At 60.7% G+C, this 21,984-nt stretch carries 21 protein-coding genes; 12 read left to right on the forward strand and 9 right to left on the reverse strand.

Annotation, left to right across the window (positions count from 1 at the left end):
- The first annotated feature begins 121 nt into the window (after positions 1-121).
- The 5 genes from oscA (at position 122) to MKZ87_RS13270 (ending at position 4,328) form a co-directional block, all read left to right on the forward strand.
- Positions 122-304 (forward strand): sulfur starvation response protein OscA, encoded by a 183-nt coding sequence (gene oscA / locus MKZ87_RS13250; protein ID WP_022643503.1) that lies wholly within the window; start codon positions 122-124, stop codon positions 302-304.
- Between the two features lie 140 nt (positions 305-444).
- On the forward strand, positions 445-1,458 hold the full coding sequence (locus MKZ87_RS13255; protein ID WP_085702780.1) for a sulfate ABC transporter substrate-binding protein: 1,014 nt from the start codon (positions 445-447) through the stop codon (positions 1,456-1,458).
- Between the two features lie 172 nt (positions 1,459-1,630).
- Entirely contained in the window at positions 1,631-2,449 is an 819-nt protein-coding gene (gene cysT / locus MKZ87_RS13260) for a sulfate ABC transporter permease subunit CysT (RefSeq protein WP_007952818.1), read from the forward strand.
- 13 nt (positions 2,450-2,462) lie between these two features.
- Positions 2,463-3,335, forward strand: a complete 873-nt coding sequence (gene cysW, locus MKZ87_RS13265; RefSeq protein WP_007952817.1) for a sulfate ABC transporter permease subunit CysW — start codon at positions 2,463-2,465, stop codon at positions 3,333-3,335.
- Between the two features lie 3 nt (positions 3,336-3,338).
- On the forward strand, positions 3,339-4,328 hold the full coding sequence (locus tag MKZ87_RS13270; protein ID WP_085697968.1) for a sulfate/molybdate ABC transporter ATP-binding protein: 990 nt from the start codon (positions 3,339-3,341) through the stop codon (positions 4,326-4,328).
- Positions 4,329-4,510: 182 nt separating this feature from the next.
- On the opposite strand, the gene MKZ87_RS13275 is transcribed toward MKZ87_RS13270, so the two are convergent.
- Positions 4,511-5,035 (reverse strand): DUF962 domain-containing protein, encoded by a 525-nt coding sequence (locus tag MKZ87_RS13275; RefSeq protein WP_085702778.1) that lies wholly within the window; start codon positions 5,033-5,035, stop codon positions 4,511-4,513.
- Positions 5,036-5,120: 85 nt separating this feature from the next.
- Here MKZ87_RS13275 and MKZ87_RS13280 point away from each other — a divergent pair, with 85 nt between their 5' ends.
- Positions 5,121-5,804 carry a Crp/Fnr family transcriptional regulator gene (locus MKZ87_RS13280; protein ID WP_234206228.1) on the forward strand — a complete coding sequence of 228 codons (684 nt, stop codon included), beginning with the start codon at positions 5,121-5,123 and terminating at the stop codon, positions 5,802-5,804.
- Positions 5,805-5,927: 123 nt separating this feature from the next.
- On the opposite strand, the gene uraH is transcribed toward MKZ87_RS13280, so the two are convergent.
- Complete coding sequence (gene uraH / locus MKZ87_RS13285) at positions 5,928-6,338, reverse strand: hydroxyisourate hydrolase (RefSeq protein ID WP_234206230.1); 411 nt, start codon at positions 6,336-6,338, stop codon at positions 5,928-5,930.
- Positions 6,339-6,354: 16 nt separating this feature from the next.
- Positions 6,355-6,837: a GlcG/HbpS family heme-binding protein gene (locus tag MKZ87_RS13290; protein ID WP_234206232.1), complete on the reverse strand. Its 483-nt coding sequence runs from the start codon at positions 6,835-6,837 to the stop codon at positions 6,355-6,357.
- 136 nt (positions 6,838-6,973) lie between these two features.
- Between MKZ87_RS13290 and MKZ87_RS13295 the strand changes: the two genes are divergently transcribed.
- Positions 6,974-7,654, forward strand: coding sequence for a heavy metal response regulator transcription factor (locus tag MKZ87_RS13295; protein ID WP_085697973.1), 681 nt, complete (start codon positions 6,974-6,976; stop codon positions 7,652-7,654).
- Positions 7,644-9,029 carry a heavy metal sensor histidine kinase gene (locus MKZ87_RS13300; protein ID WP_234206233.1) on the forward strand — a complete coding sequence of 462 codons (1,386 nt, stop codon included), beginning with the start codon at positions 7,644-7,646 and terminating at the stop codon, positions 9,027-9,029. The genes MKZ87_RS13295 and MKZ87_RS13300 overlap by 11 nt, the downstream gene beginning before the upstream one ends.
- Before the next feature lie 131 nt (positions 9,030-9,160).
- Here the strand turns inward: MKZ87_RS13300 and MKZ87_RS13305 are convergent, their stop codons facing one another.
- On the reverse strand, positions 9,161-10,165 hold the full coding sequence (locus MKZ87_RS13305; RefSeq protein ID WP_085697975.1) for an AraC family transcriptional regulator: 1,005 nt from the start codon (positions 10,163-10,165) through the stop codon (positions 9,161-9,163).
- Between the two features lie 100 nt (positions 10,166-10,265).
- On the opposite strand from MKZ87_RS13305, the gene MKZ87_RS13310 reads away from it, so the two are divergent.
- Positions 10,266-11,342, forward strand: coding sequence for a fatty acid desaturase (locus tag MKZ87_RS13310; RefSeq protein ID WP_085697976.1), 1,077 nt, complete (start codon positions 10,266-10,268; stop codon positions 11,340-11,342).
- Positions 11,343-11,460: 118 nt separating this feature from the next.
- On the opposite strand, the gene MKZ87_RS13315 is transcribed toward MKZ87_RS13310, so the two are convergent.
- The 3 genes from MKZ87_RS13315 to MKZ87_RS13325 are packed head-to-tail and all read right to left on the reverse strand — an operon-like array spanning position 11,461 to position 15,496.
- Positions 11,461-13,071 (reverse strand): arylsulfatase, encoded by a 1,611-nt coding sequence (locus MKZ87_RS13315; RefSeq protein ID WP_234206235.1) that lies wholly within the window; start codon positions 13,069-13,071, stop codon positions 11,461-11,463.
- A 14-nt stretch (positions 13,072-13,085) separates the two neighbouring features.
- Positions 13,086-13,901, reverse strand: a complete 816-nt coding sequence (locus MKZ87_RS13320) for an ABC transporter ATP-binding protein (RefSeq protein WP_085702770.1) — start codon at positions 13,899-13,901, stop codon at positions 13,086-13,088.
- Complete coding sequence (locus tag MKZ87_RS13325) at positions 13,898-15,496, reverse strand: ABC transporter permease (RefSeq protein ID WP_085702769.1); 1,599 nt, start codon at positions 15,494-15,496, stop codon at positions 13,898-13,900. Before MKZ87_RS13325 ends, MKZ87_RS13320 begins: the two co-directional genes overlap by 4 nt.
- 303 nt (positions 15,497-15,799) lie before the next feature.
- Between MKZ87_RS13325 and MKZ87_RS13330 the strand changes: the two genes are divergently transcribed.
- On the forward strand, positions 15,800-16,813 hold the full coding sequence (locus MKZ87_RS13330) for an ABC transporter substrate-binding protein (RefSeq protein ID WP_085702768.1): 1,014 nt from the start codon (positions 15,800-15,802) through the stop codon (positions 16,811-16,813).
- Positions 16,814-16,852: 39 nt separating this feature from the next.
- Here the strand turns inward: MKZ87_RS13330 and MKZ87_RS13335 are convergent, their stop codons facing one another.
- Complete coding sequence (locus MKZ87_RS13335; RefSeq protein ID WP_085702767.1) at positions 16,853-17,773, reverse strand: LysR family transcriptional regulator; 921 nt, start codon at positions 17,771-17,773, stop codon at positions 16,853-16,855.
- Positions 17,774-17,954: 181 nt separating this feature from the next.
- Between MKZ87_RS13335 and MKZ87_RS13340 the strand changes: the two genes are divergently transcribed.
- Positions 17,955-18,875 carry a TauD/TfdA dioxygenase family protein gene (locus MKZ87_RS13340; protein WP_007952791.1) on the forward strand — a complete coding sequence of 307 codons (921 nt, stop codon included), beginning with the start codon at positions 17,955-17,957 and terminating at the stop codon, positions 18,873-18,875.
- A 128-nt stretch (positions 18,876-19,003) separates the two neighbouring features.
- Here MKZ87_RS13340 and MKZ87_RS13345 read toward each other — a convergent pair whose 3' ends face one another.
- The gene (locus MKZ87_RS13345; RefSeq protein ID WP_234206237.1) at positions 19,004-20,614 is read right to left on the reverse strand and encodes an alkaline phosphatase family protein; all 1,611 of its coding nucleotides are present in this window, start codon (positions 20,612-20,614) and stop codon (positions 19,004-19,006) included.
- A gap of 322 nt (positions 20,615-20,936) precedes the next feature.
- Here MKZ87_RS13345 and MKZ87_RS13350 point away from each other — a divergent pair, with 322 nt between their 5' ends.
- On the forward strand, positions 20,937-21,983 hold the full coding sequence (locus MKZ87_RS13350) for an AAA family ATPase (RefSeq protein ID WP_085702765.1): 1,047 nt from the start codon (positions 20,937-20,939) through the stop codon (positions 21,981-21,983).
- Position 21,984 lies beyond the last annotated feature (1 nt).

Raw genomic sequence — 21,984 nt, forward strand, 5'->3', positions numbered from 1 at the left:
CCAGTTATATAAACATTCTTAAATAGTCTTTTTAAGAATATCTGCGCCTCTCTTATATTGCTCCCACGCCGAACGCAGTACCGCCCACTGCCAGGCATATCCCATCCAAAGGAGCAGCACCATGAGCGCATCCCTGCGTAGCGTTGACGGTCAGGACGAAGCCACCATCCTTCGCGAAATCCAGAGCGCCTTGCGCGACCTGCGATTCGGCGCGGTGGAAATCACTGTGCACAACGCCCAGGTGGTCCAGATCGAACGCAAAGAAAAATTCCGCTTGCAGCAACCGGGCAACAAGCCGAGCTGAATCGAAAAAAGATTCCAGCCTGCGCCCGCTCTTGCCGGGGATCAACGCAAGAGTGGGCGCAGGCGGTGATCTTTACAGGCAACCCGATTTTCGAAATTCATAAGAAAAAGCCACCACCAGGAATTCCAGGAGCTTTCACCATGTCGTCGATTCGCCGTTACGCTTTGGCCGCCCTGGCCAGTGCTGTGTTTGCCGGTTCCGCGGTTGCCAAGGATTACGAACTGCTCAACGTGTCGTATGACCCGACGCGCGAGCTTTATCAGGATTACAACGCCGAATTCGTGAAGTACTGGCAGTCGGAACACGCCGGCGACACCGTGAAAATCCAGCAATCCCACGGCGGTTCGGGCAAGCAGGGCCGTGCGGTGATCGACGGTCTGCGCGCCGACGTCGTGACTCTGGCCCTGGCCGGCGACATCGACGAAATCGCCAAGCTCGGCAAGACCCTGCCGGCCGACTGGCAGAAGCGTCTGCCGGAAGCCAGCACTCCGTACACCTCGACCATCGTGTTCCTGGTGCGCAAGGGCAACCCGAAAGGCATCAAGGACTGGGGCGATCTGATCAAGAACGACGTCTCGGTGATTACCCCGAACCCGAAAACCTCCGGCGGTGCACGCTGGAACTTCCTCGCGGCATGGGCCTACGGCCTGAAAGCCAACGGCGGCGACGAAGCGAAAGCCAAGGAATACGTACAGACCCTGTTCAAGCATGTGCCGGTCCTGGACACCGGCGCCCGTGGCTCGACCATTACCTTCGTCAACAACGGTCAGGGTGACGTGTTGCTGGCCTGGGAAAACGAAGCCTTCCTGGCGCTCAAAGAAGACGGCGGCAAGGACAAGTTCGACATCGTCGTGCCTTCGCTGTCGATCCTCGCCGAACCTCCGGTGGCCGTGGTCGACAAGAACGCCGAGAAGAAGGGTAACGAGCAGATCGCCGAAGCCTATCTCAAGCATCTGTACAGCCCGGCCGGTCAGGAAATCGCGGCGAAGAACTTCTACCGTCCGCGTGACAAGGACGTGGCTGCCAAGTACGCCCAGCAGTTCCCGAAACTGGAACTGGTGACCATCGACAAGGACTTCGGCGGCTGGAAAACCGCACAGCCGAAATTCTTCAACGACGGTGGCGTGTTCGACCAGATCTATCAGGCGCAGTAATCTGAAATAAGCTGCAACCGAGCTTTAGTGCCGGACACCCCATGTGGGAGCGAGCTTGCTCGCGAAGGCGGTGTGTCAGACAACGTAAGTGTTGAATGATGCTCCCTCTTCGCGAGCAAGCTCGCTCCCACATTAGTGCGTTCAGCGGAACGTTTTTTAACCAAGGACTTTTATGTCGCGTCGTATCTCCCCCGTCATACCCGGCTTCGGGCTGACGCTGGGCTACACCTTGGTGTACCTCAGCCTGATTGTGCTAATCCCGCTGGCGGCGATGTTCGTCCACGCCGCCCAACTCACCTGGGATCAGTTCTGGACGATCATCTCCGCGCCCCGGGTTCTGGCCGCACTGAAGCTGAGCTTCGGCACTGCGCTGTGCGCCGCGATCATCAACGGCATCATCGGCACGTTGCTGGCCTGGGTTCTGGTGCGCTACACGTTCCCGGGACGCAAGGTGATCGACGCGATGATCGATCTGCCGTTCGCCCTGCCGACCGCGGTGGCCGGTATCGCGCTGACGGCGCTGTACACGCCGACCGGGCTGGTCGGGCAGTTCGCTGCAGACCTCGGTTTCAAGATCGCCTACACCCCGCTCGGGATTACCTTGGCGCTGACCTTCGTGACCCTGCCGTTCGTGGTGCGCACGGTGCAGCCGGTGCTGGCGGACATCCCGCGGGAAGTCGAAGAAGCCGCGGCGTGCCTCGGTGCCAAACCGCTGCAGGTGTTCCGTCACATCCTGCTGCCGGCGCTGTTGCCAGCCTGGCTGACCGGTTTTGCCCTGGCGTTCGCCCGGGGCGTTGGCGAATACGGTTCGGTGATTTTCATCGCCGGCAACATGCCGATGAAAACCGAGATACTGCCGCTGCTGATCATGGTCAAGCTCGACCAATACGATTACACCGGCGCTACCTCCATCGGCGTGTTGATGCTGGTGGTTTCTTTCGTCCTGTTGCTGCTGATCAACTTGCTGCAGCGGCGCATCGAAACCCCATAAGGAGGCGCGAACCATGTCCCAATCGTCTATTGCGGCCGCTTCCTCGGCCAATGCCGCCCGCCGTGGCAGTGCCACTTCGCGGCGGATTCTGATCGGCCTCGGCTGGCTGATTTTCTTCCTGTTCCTGGTGCTGCCGCTGTTCATCGTGGTGTCGCAGGGATTGAAGAACGGCCTCGGTGCCTTCTTCACTGCGATCTTTGAACCGGATGCCTTATCGGCGCTGAAACTCACCGTGATCGCGGTGCTGATTTCGGTCCCGTTGAACCTGGTGTTCGGTGTCAGCGCCGCGTGGTGCGTGAGCAAATACTCGTTCCGTGGCAAGAGCATGCTGGTGACGCTGATCGACCTGCCGTTCTCGGTGTCGCCGGTGATAGCCGGTCTGGTCTACGTGTTGATGTTCGGCGCCCAGGGCCTGTTCGGGCCGTGGCTGCAGGATCACGACATCCAGATCGTCTTCGCCCTGCCGGGCATCGTACTGGCGACGATCTTCGTCACCGTGCCGTTCGTGGCCCGCGAGCTGATCCCGCTGATGCAGGAACAAGGCACTCAGGAAGAGGAAGCCGCGCGTCTGCTCGGCGCCAACGGCTGGCAGATGTTCTGGCACGTGACCGTCCCCAACATCAAGTGGGGCCTGATCTACGGCGTGGTGCTGTGTACTGCGCGGGCCATGGGTGAGTTCGGCGCGGTGTCGGTGGTTTCCGGGCACATTCGCGGGGTGACCAACACCTTGCCGCTGCACGTCGAGATCCTCTACAACGAATACAACCACGTGGCCGCGTTCGCCGTGGCGAGCCTGTTGCTGATCCTGGCGCTCTTCATCCTGCTGCTCAAGCAGTGGAGCGAAAACCGTATCAACCGCCTGCGCGCCAGCGCCGCGGAGGAATAATTCATGTCGATCGAAGTGCGTAACGTCAGCAAGAATTTCAATGCGTTCAAGGCGCTGGACAACATCAGCCTGGACATCCAAAGCGGTGAGCTGGTGGCGCTGCTCGGCCCGTCCGGCTGCGGCAAGACCACCTTGCTGCGCATCATTGCCGGTCTGGAAACCCCGGATAACGGCAACATCGTGTTCCACGGTGAAGACGTTTCCGGCCACGACGTGCGGGATCGCAACGTCGGGTTCGTGTTCCAGCACTACGCCCTGTTCCGCCACATGACCGTGTTCGACAACGTCGCGTTCGGCCTGCGCATGAAGCCGAAAAACCAGCGCCCGAGCGAAAGCCAGATTGCGACCAAGGTTCACGAGCTGCTGAACATGGTGCAACTGGACTGGCTGTCGGATCGTTATCCGGAGCAACTGTCCGGCGGTCAGCGTCAACGTATCGCCCTGGCCCGTGCCCTGGCGGTAGAGCCGAAAGTGCTGCTGCTCGACGAGCCGTTCGGCGCCCTCGACGCCAAGGTGCGTAAAGAGCTGCGCCGCTGGCTGGCGCGCCTGCACGAAGACATCAACCTGACCTCGGTATTCGTGACCCACGACCAGGAAGAGGCAATGGAAGTGGCCGACCGAATCGTGGTGATGAACAAGGGTGTGATCGAGCAGATCGGCTCACCGGGCGACGTCTACGAAAACCCGGCCAGCGATTTCGTCTACCACTTCCTCGGCGACTCGAACCGTCTGCATCTGGGCGATGACAATCACGTACTGTTCCGCCCCCACGAAGTGTCGCTGTCGCGGCATGAGCTGGAGGATCACCATGCCGCTGAAGTCCGCGATATCCGGCCGCTGGGCGCGACCACGCGGGTGACGCTGAAGGTTGAGGGGCAAACCGATCTGATCGAGGCGGAAGTGGTGAAGGATCACGACAGCCTGACCGGGTTGGCGAAGGGTGAGACGTTGTTCTTCAAGCCGAAGGTCTGGCAGAAAGTCGCCAACGTTTGACCTCGCGCGTTCCCACGCTCCGCGTGGGAACGCCGCTATGGACGCTCCGCGTCCACTGCGACGCGGAGCGTCACGGGATTCATTCCCACGCAGAGCGTGGGAACGAGCGAAAGTTTTTCAGCGAACACGACATTTGTGAACGACTGGATCCCTGTGGGAGCGAGCTTGCTCTCGAAAGCGGCCTACACAGCGGCCCTGTTCGGATTGACCCGCACCACACCCGCCCGCGCTTCGATCTGTTCTTTCAGCTCATGCCGCATCCCGAGCATGAACGCCAGTTCAGCCACCACAAACAGCGGCCCGACAATCAACCCGCTCAAGTCATCGACAAACGCCGGTTTGCGCCCCTCGTAGTGGTGACCGACAAACTGGATCACCCAGCCGATCACAAACATCGCCAGACCGCTGCTGAGCCAGACCATGGTGCTCTGCTGCGCCAGGACGTGCCCGGCCCAGACCGATAGCCCCATGAGTGCGGTCATCAACACACCAAGTTTCACTTCCAGTCGCAGGTAAAACCATGCTGAGGCCAGCGCCACGATAACGACAGGCGAAATCCACAACTCGCCCACCGACCATTCCGGCCGCGACAACAGCACGGCCACCGCCACTACGATCAGCGGAATCCCGATAAAGTGGCTGGCGATGTTGCGCGGGTCACGGTGGTAAGCGGCGTATTGACTCAAATGATCGACGAGGCTTTTCATTGTTGTTCCTCCTGTAGGGTGATCGAATCATGCCCCGGGTTCACGGCTCGCTCTGTCAGGCAGGCGACAATCTTTAGGAGAACGCATGGATAAGGTCTGGCGCGAGCGCCTGTTGACCGGGCAATGGTTCAGTCATCTGCCTTCGTCCTTTCAGGATAGTCTGCTGGCGGCGGCAAAGGAGCGGCGGCTGGCGGCGGGGCAGCGGCTGTTCCAGCGCGGTGATGCGCCGTGCGGGCTGTACGCGGTGCTCGATGGCGCGGTACGCATCGGCGCGGTCAGCGAGCAGGGCAAGGAGGCGTTGCTGAGCCTGGTGGAAGCGCCGCACTGGTTCGGCGAAATATGCCTGTTCGACGGCCAGCCCCGCACCCATGATGCTTATGCGGTCGGCCCGTGTCTGTTGCTGAATATCCCGCAAGCCACATTGCTGAAATTGCTCGACGAGCAACCTGTCTACTGGCGGCATCTCGCTTTGTTGATGAGCCACAAACTGCGCCTGACCTTCATCAACCTCGAACAGCTGAGCCTGCTGCCGGCCCCGGCGCGTCTGGCTCATCGCTTGCTGATGATCGCTGAAGGCTACGGCGAACTCGACCCGCCGCGCCGCGTGCTGCAACTGCCTCAGGAACAGCTGGCGTCGATGCTGTCGCTGTCGCGGCAGACCACCAACCAGATTCTCAAGGAGTTGCAGGGGCAGGGGATTATCGGCTTGAGTTATGGCGAAATCGAAATCCTCGACACTGATCGCCTGCGGGCACTTGCCACACTTTAGTGTTCACTACTATCCCTGTGGGAGCGGGCTTGCCCGCGATTGGGGGCTGTCAGTTGTCCTCTATGTCGATTGACACGACGCCATCGCGGGCAAGCCCGCTCCCACAGGGGAATTGTATGTGGCTTACGAGCCGCGATAGGTCGAGAAGCCATAAGGGCTCAGCAGCAGTGGGATGTGATAGTGCTGATCCGTCTGCTTCACTTGAAAAATCACCGGAATCTCCGGAAAGAACGTCTCGTGCTTCGCCTTCTCGAAGTACTCGCCGGTCTTGAACACCACCCGATATTCACCCGCCTCGAACGGTTTGTTCGCCGGGAACAGTTCGGCGATCCGTCCCTGTTCATTGGTGGTGCCCTGCGCCAGCGGCTGCCAGTTCTGGCCGACGTGACGCTCCAGCGTCACGTTGATGCCCGGCGACGGCAGGCCGTTTTCCAGATTGAGCACGTGCACGCTCAGCGGGTTGCCAGCGGCCAGCGCCAGGCTCGAAAAAGCGCTCAGGCCGAGCGCGGCGAAAGTGATGCGCAGTGGGGTCATGGTGATGCTCCTGGGTTCAAGTACGGTTGATGGACAGGCCGACGATGTCGGCAGCCTTGATTGCGCAGGTTTCGTCCTGCTCGCCGCCGCCGGAACCGGCCACGCCCATGGCGCCGACCAGTTCTTTTCCGGCAAACAAAGGGATGCCACCGCCGAGCAACAGCAACTCGTCCAGCGTGTTGAGGTTGGCGGTTTCCGGGTTGTTGCGGGCGCGCTCGGCGAACAATCGAGTCGGGGTTTTCGTCGACAGCGCGGTGTAGGCCTTGCGTTGGCTGGCGGCGGTGTTGTGCGGGCCGATACCGTCGCCACGCAAGGTCACCAGCAGATTGCCGCCACGGTCGAGCACCGACACCGTGGCGGTGCAGTTTTCCAGCGCCGCGTCGGCCAGCAGCCGGGCGGTTTTCAGATCGAGATCGGCGTGACGGGGCAGCTCAGGCGTGGCGTGCGCCGCGCCGCTGAGGCCGATCGCGAGGCTGGCAAGCAGGTATTTGACGGACATGGGCAGGTTCCAAAAGCGAAGGCCATCACCTTATCCGCCGGTCCTCGTCGAAACCTCGTCAGTCGGATTACAAGTTTGTAATGGGCAACACGGTCGAAGGAGCCTAGCCTGTGTCTCTGATCAATTGAGGTGTGCCATGCGTTTGCTGGTCGTAGAAGATGAAGCCAAAACCGCGAATTTCCTCGCCAAAGGGCTGGGCGAGTCGGGTTTCGCCGTGGACGTGGCACTCAATGGCCTCGACGGGCGCTACTTCATCGAGCAGCAGGAATACGACCTGATCATCCTCGACGTGATGCTGCCGGGCCTCAACGGCTGGCAATTGCTCCAGCTGATCCGTCAGCGCGGCGCCACGCCGGTGCTGTTCCTGACGGCGAAGGATGCCATCGAAGACCGCGTGCGCGGCCTCGAACTGGGGGCCGATGACTATTTGCTCAAACCGTTCGCCTTCGCCGAATTGCTGGCGCGGGTGCGCACGTTGTTGCGGCGCGGGCCAATGCGTGAGGCTGAGTCGTACAGCATCGCCGATCTGGAAATCGACGTGCTGCGCCGCCGCGTCAGCCGGGGCGGCCAGCGCATCGCCCTGACCAACAAGGAATTCGCCCTGCTGCATCTGCTCGCCAGCCGCCAGGGCGAAGTGCTGTCGCGTACGCTGATCGCTTCGCAGGTGTGGAACCTGAATTTCGACAGCGACACCAACATGGTCGAAGTTGCGGTGCGTCGCTTGCGTTCGAAAGTCGATGATCCGTACATGCCCAAACTGATCCACACCGTGCGCGGAGTCGGCTATCAACTCGAAGCCCCCGACGATGCGCGCTAGATCCATCGCCTGGCGCCTGGCCCTGGCGTTCGCTGCCGTCTGCGCGCTGGTACTCAGCGCGATCGGCGTGTTCCTGTATCGCTCGCTGGCCTCGGAAATCGCCTGGCGCGACGACATGGCGTTGCTCGGTCGCCTGGAACAGGTGCGCGCGCTGCTCGCCGACAGCGACAGCCTAGACGCCTTGCAGGCGCGGCCACGGCTTTACCAGAACATGCTGGGCAACCTCGACAGTCTGCTGCTGGTGCAACGCGCGGACGGCTCGAATGTGATCACGATCAACCCTCGTCAGCGCGAACTGCCGTCCATACAGGCCATTGCGCGAGAGCAGCCGCCGCAACGCCGCGATGTGCTGACCTGGCAAGCGGCGGACGGTGTCGAGCTGGCGCTGTTGTCAGGTCAGGCTCAAGGTCCGAACGGTGAAGCGCTGACCGTGATCGCCGGCAAGGTCTTAAGCGAGCGCGAGCAGATGCTAGGCAGCTATCGGCTGCGCTTGTATCTGGCAGTCGGGCTGGGTGCCGTGCTCGCCTTCACGCTGGGCCTGGTGCTGCTGCGCCGAGGTTTGCGGCCTCTGCGCAAGCTGAGTGAAGCGCTGCGCGGCATCGACCTGCGCAGCCTCGATCAACGCGTTCCCACCGCCGGCACGCCAGCGGAATTGCTGGAACCGGTGCACGCGCTGAACGGCATGCTGGTACGGCTGGACGATGGCTTCCAGCGCCTCTCACAGTTTTCCGCCGACCTCGCCCATGAAATCCGCACGCCCCTGCACACCTTGCTCGCGAGCAACGGCCAGGCACTCAATTACCCGCGCAGCAGCGCCGAATATCAGGAAGTGCTGGCGTCGAACATGGAGGAGTTCGAGCGGCTCAAGCGCATGGCCGAAAACCTGATGTTTCTCGCCCGCGCCGAGCAAGCCGAGCGAGCGCTCGATCTGCGCACGCTGGAACTGCACGACATCGGCGATGAGTTGTGCGACTACTTCGAAGCCCTGGCCGACGACCGGGGAATCCGCCTCGAAAACACGTTCAGCGGAGAATTGCTGGCCGATCAGCAACTGCTGCAACGCGCCTTGGGCAATCTGTTGGCCAACGCCGTGCGCCATGCCGACGCCGGTTCGATCATCAGCCTGCGCCGGCGCGACGAACCCGGCATGTGCTGGCTGCAAGTCCACAACCTCGGCCCGGCCATCGCGCAGGAGCATCTGGACAAACTGTTCGACCGCTTCTACCGCGTCGACCCGTCCCGCACGCAGCCTGGAGATTCCGGCGGCTTGGGACTGGCGATCGTGCAGTCAATCATGCAGTTGCATGGAGGGCGGGTGCGGGTCAGCAGTGGTGCAACGGGTACGGTTTTTGAGCTTGGATTTGCAGCGATCTGAATGGCCTCTTCGCGGGCAAGCCCGCTCCCACGGTTGTCGAGGTGTGACGCAGGATTTTGTACGCCCCAATCCTTGTGGGAGCGGGCTTGCCCGCGAAGAGGCTGGTCGATTCAGTACAAGTTCCGGCCCCTTCAGCGCAATTGATCCCGAAACTGCCCCGGTGTCATCCCCGTCCAGCGTTTGAACGCGCGACTGAAGCTGCTGGTGTCGGCAAATCCCAACAGATAACTGACCTCGCTCAATGAGCATTGCGGATCGCGCAGGTGCAGCAGCGCGAGGTTCTCGCGGCTTTCATTCAGCAGGGTGTCGAAACGACAACCCTCGTCCGCCAGGTGCCTTTGCAGGCTGCGCAGGCTCAGGTGCAGGGCCTGGGCGATGCGTTCGGCGCTGGGTTCGCCTTCGGGCAGTTGTTCTTCGATGGCGTCGCGCACCTTGCGCTCCCAGGTCAGCGGCTTGAGCTGGGCGAGGGTGCGTTTGAGCACGGCTTCGTTGTGCTCGGCCAGTTCCGGGTTGGCATCGTCGAGATGGCTGTCGAAGTCGGCGAGAGCGAATTCGATGCGGTCTTCTTCGGCGGAAAAATGCACGGGTGCGCGGAACACCTTGTGCCATTGATGCGCGTCAGCGGGTTCCGGGCGGCGCAGGTACACCGCCAGCGGCGCGTAGTCGCGGCCGAGGCGATTGCGGCAGGTGCGCACGTAGATTGCGGCGAAGGCGTCGATGGCCTCGAAGGCGGGCGCCGGGTTGTCCGCCGGGATTTTCAGGCGAAACCGATAGCGGTCTTCGGTGCGGGTCAGCTCCAGTTCCAGCGCGTCGCTGACCACCTGGTGATAACGCACGATCCGCTCGAACACTTCCCGCAGGCTGCCGCTGGCCACCAACGCGTAGCCCAGTGCGTGAAATGTCGTAGGGCTGACGAACCGCGAAACCCGCAAACCGATCGCCGGATCACCGCTGACCTGCACCGCGATTTCCCACAGGCGTGTCGTCGCGGATAGCGGGTAGCGGGCGTTCGGGTCGTCCATCAGTTGCGGATCGAGCCCGGCCTGCTGGCACAGGGCAGTGCTGTCCAGCCCCAGCGCGTCGAGTTGCTTGCGCAGGGCACGGGTCCAGCTGGCGAGAGAAGTCGGTTCCTTCATGCTGGTTGGCGCTTCCGGTCAACAGGTTGGCGTTCTCGGCTACCGCGTTCGGAACCCGCGCGGGGCAGGATGCGAACATCAATAACCAGAGGATGGAAGCATGGACCGTACTTCTGCAAGTCCCCGGCGACACAATGCTGCCCAGCGATCAGCGCATATTCGCGAAGTGGTGCTGGCCAAGGGCGTCGAGCTGCGCGAGCGCTACCCGATTCTCAAGCATCAGGACGCCCTCGGTGCGGGGATTCTGGCGTTTGCCCTGGCCGGGATGATCGGTTCGGCGGCGCTCTACATCACCGGGCACATGGCAGGGTGGGCGTGCCTGTTGCTCAACGCGTTTTTCGCCTCGCTGACCCACGAACTCGAGCACGACCTGATCCACAGCATGTATTTCCGCAAACAGCGCGTGCCGCACAACCTGATGATGGGCCTGGTGTGGCTGGCGCGGCCGAGCACGATCAACCCGTGGATTCGTCGCCATTTGCACCTCAATCACCACAAGGTGTCCGGCACTGAAACCGACATGGAAGAACGCGCGATCACCAACGGCGAACCTTGGGGTTTTGCGCGGTTGCTGATGGTGGGTGACAACGTGATGTCGGCGTTCATCCGCATGCTGCGAGCCAAGACCTGGGCGCATAAATTCAGCATCATCAAGCGCTCACTGAAGGTCTACGCGCCGTTGGCGCTGGTGCATTGGGGCGCGTGGTATGTGTTTCTCGGGTTTCATGCGGCCAACGGAATTGCTGACTTGATGGGTTCGCCGATTGAATGGTCAGCGACCACGTTGTCGGTGATGCAGGTGATCGATATCGCCGCCGTGGTGATCATCGGCCCGAACGTATTGCGTACCTTCTGCCTGCACTTCATCAGTTCGAACATGCATTACTACGGGGATGTGGAGCCGGGTAACGTTCTTCAGCAATGCCAGGTATTGAACCCTTGGTGGCTGTGGCCGTTGCAGGCGTTCTGCTTCAACTTCGGCAGCAGCCATGGCATCCATCACTTTGTGGTGAAGGAGCCTTTCTACATCCGCCAGATGACGGTGCCGGTGGCGCATAAGGTGATGCGGGAGATGGGGGTTCGTTTCAATGATTTCGGGACGTTTGGGCGGGCGAACCGGTTTGTTCGAAAGGATGAAGCAGAGGTGCAAGAAAACGCACGTACAGCCCGGGCTTGATGGTGAGTTTGCGGGCCTCTTCGCGGGCAAGCCCGCTACCACAGGGGAATGCATTTCAACTGTGGGAGCGGCGGTGCGACGATTCGACTTGCCCGCGAAGGCGTCAGGTCGGGCAACCTCAATCCGGCTGAAACGGCGAGGCACTCAAAATCACGCCAGTCTCTTCCACATACTTTTGCCAGTGCTCGATCAAGGTGTTGAGCTTGTCCGGCTTACTCGACGCCAGGTCATGAATCTCCCCAGGATCACTCCCCAAGTCATAAAGCTGCCAGGTCGCCGGCCCCACCGGCCCGGGGATCCACACTGCCTTCCACTGACCCTGCCGAATCGCCCGGCGCCCGAACAACTCCCATCCAGTGACGGTGTGTTCGTCATGCACCTGCGCCGTCTCGCCGGACAGGAAACCCAGCCACGATTTCCCGCGCAACGGCGCCACCGGTTTGCCGTGCCACTGCTTGCCGGGATGGCGCACGCCGGCCAGATCGAGGAGGGTCGGCGTGATGTCCATCACCGTGCCGAAACCATGCCTGATCTGCCCCTTGAGCGGCAGCTGCGGATAGTGCAACAGTGCCGGAACGCGAATCCCGCCCTCGGTGGTGAACGCCTTGAACAGGCGTGACGGCGCGGTCGCCACCTGCGCCCAGTTCGGTCCGTACCAGACGTAGGAATTGGCGCGGCCTATGTTGTCGAGGCTGTTGTCGTAATGCTGGTTCAGATAGGTCAGCAATTGCGGGCCGAACTTGGGGAAGGCCTCCAGCAGCGCGCCTTCGGCACCGTTGTCGGACATGAACAGGATGAAGGTATTGTCGAGCTGGCCCTGCTGGCGCAGGTAGTCGACGACGCGGCCGATGTTCCAGTCCATGCGCTCGACCATCGCGGCGTAGACCTCCATCGCCCGCGCGGAAATGCGTTTTTGTTCATCGCTCAGCGCAGCCCATTGCGCGGTCAGCTGGACCAGCGGATGCGGCTCGACATCCGGTTCGATCAGCCCCAGCAACTTGAGTTTTTCCAGTCGCTCAAGGCGCAACACTTCCGGCCCCGCGTCGTAGCGGCCACGGTATTTTTCGACGATATCGGCGGGCGCCTGCAACGGCCAGTGCGGCGCGGAAAACGGCAGGTACGCGAAGAACGGCCGGCTCTGGTCACGCTCCTTGAGGTACTGCAACAGCTTGTCGCCGAAGGCGTCGGAGGAATAGAAATCCTTCGGCAATTCGTCGATGAACGTGTCGTCCTCGATGTACAGCGCCGGGGTGGATTTCAGCAGGCCGGGCGTGTGCTCATCGTAGGTCGGTTCGAATCCGTAGTGGTTGGCCGCACCAGGCAGCAGCGAGAACGAACGCTCGAAACCACGGGCGTGGGGCGCCAGTTCGGCGGTCAGGCCCAGGTGCCATTTGCCGCTCATCAGGGTCTGATAACCCGCTTCGCGCAACAACTCCGGCAATGCGACGACACGGTCGTTGAGGTAACCCTCGTAGCCCGGTTTGCCGATCAGATCCGGGGTCAACGCTTCGGCCATGGTGCCGATGCCGGCGATGTGGTGATCGGTGCCGGTAAGCAGCATCGAGCGGGTCGGTGAGCAGGTCGGTGCGGTATGAAAGTCGGTCAGGCGCAGACCGTTGTTGGCCAGGGCATCGAGGTTCGGCGTGGCGATTTCGCCGCCAAAAGCACCGATGTCGGAGAAGCCGAGGTCATCGGCCAGAATCACCAGAAAGTTGGGACGTTGCGGCATCAACAGGCTCCTGTTCAGCAGGCAATGAACGACAACGGCAGATCACGGATCTGTACCGGTGCGCTCGGTTGGTAATGATCGTCACTGGTCAGTTCGTGCAGCAACTCTTCGCGCAACTGATGGAAGTCAAAACTGCTGCGCTGGCGTGGATGGGGCAGGGTGATGCCCACCACCTGTTTGATCCGGCCCGGGCGTGGCTCCATCACCACTACGCGATCAGCGAGGAAAATCGCTTCCTCGACATCGTGGGTGACCAGAATCGTGGTGATTTTTGCCCGTTCACGAATCGCCAGCAGTTCGTCCTGCATCTGCTGGCGGGTCAGTGCGTCGAGGGCACCGAAGGGTTCGTCGAGCAGCAAGATCCGCGGGCTTGCCACCAGCCCGCGAGCGATCGCCACGCGCTGGGCCATGCCGCCGGAGAGTTGATGCGGATAGGCGCGAGTGAAATCGCGCAGCCCCACCAGCTCGATGAAGTCGTTGATGCGCTGCTGTTTTTCGGAGGCAGCCAGCGGCTCATTGACCAGGCCCAGACCGATGTTGTCGGCGACCGTCAGCCACGGGAACAAACGATGTTCCTGAAACACGATGCCGCGCTCGCCGCCGATGCCGTTGACGGCTTTGCCATCGACTGTGATCTGCCCGCGAAATTGCGTATCGAGGCCCACCAGCAAGCGCAGCAGGGTGGATTTGCCGCAGCCGCTGGAACCGACGATGGCGACGAACTCGCCCTCCGCAATGTCGAGGTTGAACTCGCGAATCGCCTCCAGTTCGAAGCCGTCGACGTCGAAGGATTTGCCTACATGGTTGAAGCTGACAATCGGTGCGTTCATGCGTGTCTCCAGCGGGTGGCGCGGATTTCCAGGCGTTGGCCAATGAGGTTGAGCAGGGCGCCAGTGAGGCCGACCAGCAGCATCCCGGCCATGATCAGGTCCATGCGCAGCAGTTGTTGGGCGCCGATCATCTGGCTGCCGATGCCGCCGTTGGACGGCATGAAGTATTCGGCGCCGATGGTGCCGAGCCACGCGTAGATCAGGCTCAGGCGCAGGCCGGCGAAAATCCCCGGCGCAGCGCCCGGCAACACCAATCGACGCAGGCGTTGAGCGAGGCTCAGGCGCAGTACTTGTGCGGCTTCGTTGAGCTGCGGTGAGAGGTTGGCGACGCTGCGTTGGGTCGCGACAAACAACGGAAAGAAAGCGGCGAGGGCGACGAACACCCACTTCGCCAGTTCGCCCAGACCGAACCAGGCGGTGAGCAGCGGCACCCAGGCGAAAATCGCAATCTGCCTCAGGGCGGCGAGGGTCGGGCCGAGCACGCGTTCGCTGGTGCGCGACAGACCCAGCAGCAAGCCCAGAACGAGGCCGAGGCTACCGCCAATCAATAATCCACCGAGGGTGCGGCCCAGGCTCAGGGCCATGCCGGAGATCAACGTGCCGTCTAGCAATCCGTTTTTCGTCGCCTCAAGCACTGCCCACGGGCTGACCAGAATGTTGGCATCGATCCATTGCTGATCGACCGCCAGTTGCCACAGCGCGAACAGCGCCAGTGGCAACAGCCACGGCTGCACGCGCTGCCAGCCTTCATAGCGTGGGCCGCGACGAATTTCTGCCGTGGCGGGATGCGGCCAGTGCACCAGTTTCCTGTCCAGCAGGCCGATGCCGCGATCCATCGCCACGCCGATCAGGCCGATCACCACGATGCACACGAACACGATATCGAGCATGAACAATTGACGCGCCCAGACCATCAGGTAACCGATGCCTTCGCTGGAGGCCAACAACTCAACGGCAAGCAACGACGTCCAGCCAGCGGCCAGTGCCAGGCGCACGCCGGCCATGAACGCCGGAAGGGCGGCGGGCAGCACCAGTCGGCGAATCAGCAGGCGTGGCGGCAGACGCAACACGGCGGCGGCTTCGCGCAATTTGGGTTGCGCATCGCGTACGCCGACCAGCGTGTGCAGGGTCACGGGCACCACGATGGCCTTGACCAGCACCACCAGTTTCAGCGTTTCGCCGATGCCGAAAAAAACCATGAACAGTGGAATCCACGCCAGCGTCGGCACCTGGGCCAGACCGGCGAAAGTCGGGAAGACCAAGCGTTCGAGGCGACGGCTCAAGCCCAGCGCCGCGCCGAGTACCGCGCCGGCGGTAATGCCCGTCAGCAGGCCCCAGAACAGCCGTTGCAGGCTGATCCACAAGTGACTCCACAACTCGCCTTGGGACAGCTCGATCGCGCTGTTCCACACCAGTGACGGCGCCGGCAGGATCTGTTCGCTCATCCATTGATTGCGCGCCGCCAGCCACCACAGGGCGAACAGTCCGAGCGGCAATATCCAGGGTAGGACGCGGTGGCTCAGGCTTGGCCAGGTGCGCCGGCTTTTCAACGGTGGTGCGGCCAGGGGCAGGCTGAGCAGGGATTCACGGGCCATGGTGACCTCCGTTGTCGGGTTGGATCGAGTCAGCGGAATTAGCTGAATAACAATGGTTATAAGCGAGTTTGAAAATAATCATTTTGGAGATAAGCAGCGCCATTTAAGGCCTCCAGCCCTGCGCGCATCCAATGCATTCGAAGAATATTTTCGATGCTCTCCCTGCATACCGCTCTGCATGGCCGGACTTTCCTGGCTTAGCTTGAAAAGCTATAAAAATGTGCTTTTTAAGTATTTAAGTGCTGGCGGGGATTGCGCCTACTTTCGGCTCCTCAATGCCCGCCGTGATCAGGAGCCGTACCCATGAACTTTCGTCTCAAACGTGTCATCAGTCTGTTTGCCGCGCCGGCCCTGGCGGGTCTGCTGGCGTTCTCTGCCCAGGCCGACGAGCTCAAGGAAATCAGGATTGCCGTGCCTGATCTGAGCGCCGGCACCCAGCACAGTGGCGGGGGCATCGTGGACGTGCTGCGCGATCAGCAGATCTTTGAAAAGGCCTTCGCCGATCAGGGCATCAAGATTCAGTGGAGCTTCTTCAAGGGCGCTGGACCGGTGATCAACGAGGCATTCGCCAACGGCCAGGTGGACCTGGCCTATCTCGGAGACCTGGCGGCGATCATCGGCAAGTCCAATGGACTGGATACGCGCCTGCTCAGCGCCAGCGCCCGGGGAGTGAAGCAATACCTCGGCGTGGTGCCGGGTTCCGGGATCAAGACGTTGCAGGATCTCAAGGGCAAGCGCGTGGCGATCTTCCGGGGTACGGCGACCCAGTTGTCGTTTGACGCGGCGCTGGCCAGCGTGGGCCTGAGCGAGAAGGACGTGAAAGTGATCAACCTCGATTTCAACGCAGCGGTGGCGGCGCTGGCGGCCAAGCAGATCGATGCGTCGTGGGGTAGCTCCGGGCTGACTGCATTGCAGGCCAAGGGCCTGGCCGAGTTGCCCCTGAACACCAAGGATCTCGGCGGTGCAGGCAGTGTGCAGTCGGTGCTGGTAGGGACCGGCAAGTTTGTCGATGGGCATCCGGACGCCGTGGCGAAGCTGCTCAATGCGCAGCAACAGGCGGTGGAGTGGCTGACTCAGGACAGCAACAAGGACGCTTACGTGCAGCTTGTGTCGGGACTCGCAAGTTACCCGCCGGTGATCCTGAGCCAGGATCTGAAGGATCAGAATCTGAGCGAAGTATTCCCGTCGACACTGGACCCGCTGTTCCTCGAAAACCTGCAGGGCAAAGTGGATCTGGCGGCGCAGCAGAAGCTGATCCGCAAGCCGTTCAAGGTGAACGAGTGGGTGGCGCCGAAGCTGGCGGCTGCGAAGCTGTGAGTCATGCGGTCATTCCCGCGCAGAGCGTGGGAATGACCCTCAAACCGCGACGCTGACTTCCTGTTTGTCCACCGCCACCAGCGTCTCGATCATCGCCCGCGCCGCCGGTGACAGCCGGAATCCCGTGCGGCTCACGATCCCGCACCGCGCATTCATGCTCTCCAGGTTCTGCGGCAGGTTGCGCCAGTGCAGCAACGCCAGCGAGCCTTGGGCGATGTCCTCGACAAACGCCTCTTCGGTGCCGACGCCGATCGCGTTGGACTGCAGCACCACTTTCACCAGCGCCGGAAAATGCTCGGTCTCGATGGTCGGCGAAAAGTCGATCCGTCCGCTGAGATTCGCCAGCAGTTTGCGAATGCCCGGCGGGATAAGCGTGGTCGCCAGCGGGTAGTCGAACATGTCGTTGGTCGACAGACTTTCCTTGGCCAGCAGCGGATGCCCCGGCCGGCAGAAAAACACTCCGCGCTTGGGAGTCAGCGGCTGGGTCTGGAAGTTCGGGTCGGACTCGAAATGGCGGATGTCGGCGATGAAGAATTCGATCTCCTCGCGGCTCAGGGCGCGGCTGAGTTTTTCCCAGTTATCTACTTGAAAACAGGTGCGCACTTTCGGGTGCGCGTTGATGAATTGCGCCACCGCGTCCGGCACCAGTTTCACCGCTGGCGCCGGGCCGCAACCGAAGTGCAGTTCGCCGGCGTCGAGCTTGGTCATCTGCGTCACTTCGGCGCTGAGCAATGCCGCGCCTTGCACCAGCGTCAGGGCGTGCTGCAGCACCACCTGGCCTTCGGGCGTAGGGCGCAGATCCTTGTTGCCACGATCCACCAGCACACAGCCGAACTCCTGCTCCAGCCCTTGAATACTGCGGCTGAACGCCGGTTGAGTGATGCCCATGGCGTCGGCCGCGCGGACAAAACTGCGGTGTTCGTTGAGGGCGATGAAGTAGCGCAACTGGCGAAGATCCATATGCTTTTCCGGCATCCTAAAAATAGCTCGAAGGCATTTGCGACGAGGGCTGCCTGAGGTTTTAAATGCAAGCTCTTATTCCGTCAACGAAGCATGTGAATATCTATTAGATGTAAATGGAATATAGATAGAGCGTTGTTTCGCTGCCGTCCAACCGCAAGCAGTCGATGAGGGTCTACCCATGAGCAATGCCGCACTCGCTGTAAAACCCGCTGTCCACGCGCTGGACATTCATCCGGTGGCCGGCCGCATCGGCGCCGAAATCCGTGGCGTGCACCTGTCCGGTGAGCTGGATGCCGCGACGGTTGAAGCCATTCAACAGGCGCTGATCCAGTACAAGGTCGTGTTCTTCCGCGAGCAGACCCAGCTCGACGATCAACGTCAGGAAGCCTTTGCGCATTTGCTGGGCGAGCCAGTGGCGCACCCGACCGTGCCGTCCCGCGAGGGCACCCGTTATCTGCTGGAACTGGACGGCGCCGAAGGGCAGCGCGCCAACTCCTGGCACACCGACGTAACTTTCGTCGATGCCTACCCGAAAGCCTCGATCCTGCGTTCGGTAGTGGCCCCGGCATTCGGCGGCGATACCCTTTGGGCGAACACCGCGACCGCGTACAACGAACTGCCGACCGAATTGCGCGAGCTGGCGGACAAGCTGGTGGCCGTGCACAGCAACGAATACGACTACGCCGCTGTGAAGCCGGATGTGTCGGCGGAGAAGCTTGAGCGCTATCGCAAGATCTTCACCTCGACGGTTTACGAGACCGAACATCCGGTGGTGCGTGTACACCCGATCAGCGGCGAAAAGAGCTTGCTGCTGGGGCATTTCGTCAAGCGCATCAAGGGCTATTCCCAGGCTGATTCGGCGCATCTGTTCGGCTTGCTGCAAAGTCATGTGATCCGCCAGGAGAACGTCGTGCGCTGGCGTTGGAAGGCCGGTGATGTGGCGATCTGGGATAACCGCTCGACGCAGCATTATGCGATTGATGACTACGGCACTCAGGATCGGGTGGTGCGGCGGGTGACGCTCAAAGGGGAAGTGCCGGTCGGGGCGAATGGGCAGCGTAGTCAGACCATCAAAGGCGCAGAAATCGTCGGTGTCTGACTGAATCGTTCCCACGCTCTGCGTGGGAACGCAGCCCGGGACGCTCTGCGTCCCAAAGCGGACGCAAAGCGTCCATTGAGGCATTCCCACGCGGACGGTTCGACGCCTCGACGTGGGAACGATCACTGTCACCACACGCCGATCTGCACCATCTTCTCCGTCTCCGGCTCCCCATAACGAAATCGCTGCCCACGCAAATCAATCTCCTGATGACTGATCGTCGTGCGGCGCTTCAACCCGCGCACCCACTCGAACAGATACCCCGCATGTTCCTCGCGCACCGCCGCATATGCCGGATCCGCGCCCAGATCCTGCAGCTCCTGCGGGTCATTCAACAGATCGAAAAGCTGCGGCCGGAAGCCGTCGTATGCCAGGTACTTCCAGCGCTCGCTGCGCACCATGGTCATGCGGCAGCGGTCGATCGGCTGGCCCAGTCGCTCACGTGCCGGGGCCTGGAAGGCATAGTCGTATTCGCTGATCGCATAGCGGCGCCAGTCAGGACTTTCACCGTGCAGCAGTGGAATCAACGAACGACCTTCAAGGCGATGTTCGGCTCCCGTCACACCCAGCGCTTCGAGAAAGGTCGGCACGCCATCGATGGTTTCCGCCAGGCGCTCGTCCACCGTGCCCCGTGTGACGTCCGCCGCTGCACGCGGGTCGCGCACGATCAAGGGAACGCCCACTGCCTGCTCCAGCAAAAACTCTTTCTCGCCCAGCCAGTGATCGCCCAGAAAGTCGCCGTGATCGCTGGTGAACACGATCAGCGTGTCTTCCCAGCGGCCGGTGCCTTGCAGGAAATCGAACAGCCGCCCCAACTGATCATCGACCTGTTTGACCAGGCCCATGTACGTCGGGATCACGTTCAGTCGTACCGGATCTTTGGAGAAATTCAGGCTTTCCTCATGCTGGCGAAAGGCCTGATAGACCGGGTGGTCGCTTGGAGAGGCATTACGTACCGGTTCGAGAATCGATTTCGTACTGTACAAGGTGTGGTACGGAGCCGGTACGATGTAAGGCCAGTGGGGTTTGATATAGGACAGGTGTAAAAACCACGGTTTTTCACCTTGCTCACCGATGAAGTCGATGGCTCGATTTGTAGTGTAGACAGTCTCTGAATGTTGCTCGGAAATTCGCGCTGGCAAATGGGCATTGCGCATTTGCCAGCCGCTGAGGATTTCGCCGTTGTCGCCTTCGGCAGCGTTGGCCCAGTCGTGCCAGGGGTTGCGTCCTTCGAAACCCTGTTCGCGCAGGTAATGGGTGTAGGGCGCGGATTCGCGCTTGTCATCGAACAGCGGGTCGTCGGGGAAGATGCCGTCGTGACGAAAGTACGGCTCGAAGCCGACTTCGTTGAGCACTTCGGCCTGGGCGCTTTCGGGGTTGATCGCCAGCCGCTGCAAGGCATCGACGTTGGCCGTGGCGTGGGTCTTGCCGACCAGCGCAGTACGAATGCCGTGGGGGCGCAGGTAATCACCGATGGTCAGTTCTTCCAGCGGCAGCGGCACGGCGTTCCACGCCACTTGATGGCTGCTGACATAGCGCCCGGTATAGGCCGACATCCGTGACGGGCCGCAGATCGTGCCTTGAGTGTAGGCGCGGCTGAAACGCACGCCGGCGGCGGCCAGGCGATCGATGTTCGGAGTGTGCAGGTGCGGGTGGCCGTAGCAGGACAGGTAATCGCGGCGCAGTTGATCGCACATGATGTACAGCACGTTGCGCACAGGGTTTTGCGGGTTGGACATGGGGTTCACCGGTCAGAAAGACAGGTGAGGTTTTTCGCTTTCGGCGAGGGTGTTCGGCAAGTGCATTCGGGGAATGCCTTCGATGCAGCAATTGCATAGTGCAGAGAGGGAAAAATCCTTAGAACACAGGTGATTCTTGAGTCTCTTTGATTAAGCAATGGCCAGCTAACCAAGCTATCATCCCTAGGCATTCTTGCGTGCGGCAGCCCTTGGCCGATTCAAATTTTGCTAATACAAATCTCCTGATGCCCCAGGTTTGGTAGTGTTAACGTCGCTAATGGCGACTTTATCTGTGCCGCTGCGCTCTTATCTCGAGGACACCATGCTCAAGCAACTCCACATAAAAAACTTCACAGTCTTTGAAGAGGCCGATCTCCAGTTCGCAAAGCATCTGAACGTGATTGTGGGGGAAAATGGTGCAGGCAAGACGCATCTCTTGAAGCTGGCGTACGCCGGTTTGGCGACTAGCTCTGAAGAAAGTAACAGGCCGGTGGCTCTCTCTATAGAACCGACCAAGGCGACGTTGCAGCTGCGTATGGCAGAAAAATTGATCGGTGTTTTCCGCCCCGAATCCTTAGGTCGGCTGGCTCGACGTAGGAGGGGGCGAGAACGGTGTGATATCAGGCTCTGTTTTGATAAGAATGAATATGATCTGGCTTTCAGCTTTGCAACTAACAGCAAGACGGAAGTCAGTGTGGAGCATCTTCCTCATCGTTGGTTAAAAGCTACACCTACTTATTTACCTACTCGTGAGTTATTGAGTATTTACCCAAACTTTCTCGCGGTTTATGACGGTCACTATCTAGAGTTTGAAGAAACATGGAGAGATACCTGTCGCCTGCTTGGGGGACTGCTGCGTAAAGGACCTACCGAAGAAAGGGTTAGGGAGTTGCTTGCCCCGTTGGAAGCCGCTATGCAGGGCAGCATCGAGCTTGATAAAAGTGGGCGATTCTATCTGCGCAATAACAGTGGGCGAATGGAAATGCCGCTGGTGGCGGAAGGTCTGCGCAAATTGGGAATGTTAGCCCGGCTCATCAGTACCGGTGCTTTGCTCCATCAAGGTTATTTGTTTTGGGATGAACCCGAAGCTAATTTGAATCCTCGGCTGATCAAGCAAGTAGCGAGGACTATCGTTGACTTGAGCGCCAGTGGAATTCAAATTTTTGTAGCAACTCATAGTTTGTTTTTGTTGCGCGAGTTGGAAATTCTTCTGGCCAATAGATCTCTGGATACCGCGTTTTTTGGTTTGCATTCCAGCGAAATCGGCGTTGTCGTTCAGCAAGGCAAGGGGCTGGAAGATATAGGCGATATCACAGCGCTTGAAGAAAGTCTTCAACAGTCAGATCGCTATCTGGAACTGGAGTCCTGAT

The sequence above is a fragment of the Pseudomonas sp. MCal1 genome (assembly GCF_026341415.1).
Lineage (GTDB): Bacteria > Pseudomonadota > Gammaproteobacteria > Pseudomonadales > Pseudomonadaceae > Aquipseudomonas.